The sequence below is a fragment of the Frankia sp. CoWAU3 genome (assembly GCF_977971855.1).
On record NZ_CDWWXB010000005.1, the window covers coordinates 45,016 to 47,238 of the forward strand.

The 2,223-nt window shown below is 70.6% G+C and carries 3 protein-coding genes; all 3 read right to left on the bottom strand.

Going from position 1 to position 2,223, the window contains the following annotated elements:
- Positions 1 to 294 (bottom strand): YlxR family protein (locus AC08ON_RS01475; protein WP_476616325.1); only part of this gene is annotated, 294 nt, incomplete at its 3' end.
- A 7-nt stretch (positions 295 to 301) separates the two neighbouring features.
- On the bottom strand, positions 302 to 1,399 hold the full coding sequence (gene nusA, locus AC08ON_RS01480) for a transcription termination factor NusA (protein WP_476606097.1): 1,098 nt from the start codon (positions 1,397 to 1,399) through the stop codon (positions 302 to 304).
- Positions 1,396 to 2,223 (bottom strand): ribosome maturation factor RimP (rimP, locus tag AC08ON_RS01485; RefSeq protein WP_476616322.1); only part of this gene is annotated, 828 nt, incomplete at its 5' end. The genes rimP and nusA, both read right to left, overlap by 4 nt.

Consider the following 2,223-nt stretch of genomic DNA (forward strand, 5'->3'; position numbering starts at 1 on the left):
CGGACCGCTCCCGGAGGGACCGGACCACCGCGGGCGAAACCGCTCCAGATACAGCCTGACCTGCTTCGACCCGAGCGGGCCTGACACCCGCAGTGCTCGTGAGAACGCCTTGCGACGCTCCGCGAGATCGAGGCACGCAAGATCAGGATGCACGTGCGCACCCCGACCACGCATCCGACGACGAGCATCCGGCAGAAGCTCGCCGCCTTCTACAACGATACGCAGTAGGTCAGAACTCGGCGCACGGCTTCGACATCCGACACAGGTACGGACGGGCTCCGCACGGCGCGCCATCGTAAGTCTATCCCGCCTGACCCCGAGAATGGCCACCCGCGGCAGGTGATCGCCGCGGCACCGTAGCTGGTCCCGATCGTCGGGGCGCTCCAGCAGAGTCCCGTTCGGATCCGCTCCCAGCGCCCTCGCCGGAGTCCTCGGTGTCAGAGTGGATGTCGATGCGCCACCCCGTCAGCCGGGCGGCGAGGCGGGCGTTCTGCCCCTCACGCCCGATGGCCAACGACAGCTGGTAATCGGGCACCACCACCCGCGCCGAGCGGCTCGCCGGATCCGTCACCTCGACCCGGGCCACCCGGGCCGGGGACAGCGCGCTCCCGACGAAGGTTGCCGGGTCGGCCGACCAGTCAACGATATCGATCTTCTCGCCCCGCAGTTCGGCCATGACGGCACGCACCCGGCTGCCCATCGGCCCGATGCACGCGCCCTTGGGGTTGACCCCGGCCACCCGGGACCGCACCGCTATCTTGCTGCGATGCCCGGCCTCCCGGGCGATCGCGGCGAGTTCCACGGTGCCGTCGGCGACCTCGGGCACCTCCAGCCGGAACAGCCCCTTCACCAGCTCGGGATGGGTGCGGGACAACGTCACCGTGGGTCCGTGCGGCCCCCGCGCGACGTGCACCACATAACACTTGATCCGGTCGCCGTGTTCGAGCCGTTCGCCGGGGACCTGCTCGGCCGGCGGCAGGACACCCTCGACAGTGCCGAGATTGACGAGCACGACCCTGGAGCCGGCCCGCTGTTCGTGATGTTGCACCACGCCGGAAACGATCTCGTGCTCCCGGTCGGCGTACTGGCCGTAGGTGACCTCCTGCTGGGCCTCGCGCAGCCGCTGCATGATCACCTGTTTGGCGGTCATGGTCGCGATCCGCCCGAAGTCCGCCGGGGTGTCGTCGTACTCCCGGCTGGTGCCGTCCGGGCCCTGTTCCCGGGCAAGGACGGAGACATCTCCGGTCGTCCGGTCGATCACTACCCGGGCGTCCTGCGCGGACCCGGCCGTGTGGTGATAAGCCGTCAGCAGGGCCGTCTCCATCGCCTGCACCAAGGTGTCAAAGGCAATGTCCTTCTCCCGCTCGATTCCGCGCAGCGCGGCCACGTCGAGCTTCACCGGGTCATCTCCTTACCGGCCGCGCCCCGGGGGCCGGCCTCCCGGCCGTCGTCATTGGATTCCCTCCCCGGCGCCGCCGGAAGATCGTCGTCCGGCTCTCCGTACCCGAGATCGGCTGTCTCGCCGGGTTCCACCAACACGGCGGACAAAGACGGCGTCTCCACCGACTCGATAGAAAGATCATCATACGCCTCGGCCGAGAACTCGACCTCGACGGTAGCCCGGGTCACCTGTGCGAAGGTCACCCGCGCGAGCCGCCGACGCGGGGGGCGTCCGGGCCGCGCGGGATCCGTCGCCACCGCCAGATCCGCCCCCGATTCGTCGGCGGACAGGACACGCCCGGCGAGGACGATGCCGTCTCGATCACGTACCGTGACAAACCTGCCGATCGCGCGGCGCCAGTGCCGAGGCTCGGTCAGCGGCCGTTCGACGCCCGGTGAGGTGACCTCGAGAACATAAGGCCCGGCGACCAGGCCCTGGCCGTCGGTCTCGGCGGCGTCAAGCAGCTCGGAGGCGAGCCGGCTGGCGTCCGCGACCGCGTCCAGGTCGACTCCTCCGTCGCGGTCCACCACCACCCGCACCACGCTGCGCGATCCGGCCCGTGTCACCGTCACATCCTCGAGATCGAAGCCCGCGTCGGCGAGGCCAGCCACCAGCCGAGCCCGCAGCGCCGTCCGAACGCCGCCGCGCCCGCGGGCCGATCCGGATGGGCCCCGGTCGCGCGCGCGGCCGGCCTCCCCCGCCCCTGCCACTTCGACCGTCCCTTCCCGCATCCGCGATACCTGATCATCCGCCGAACCCACGACGTCGCTCCCCACGCCGTA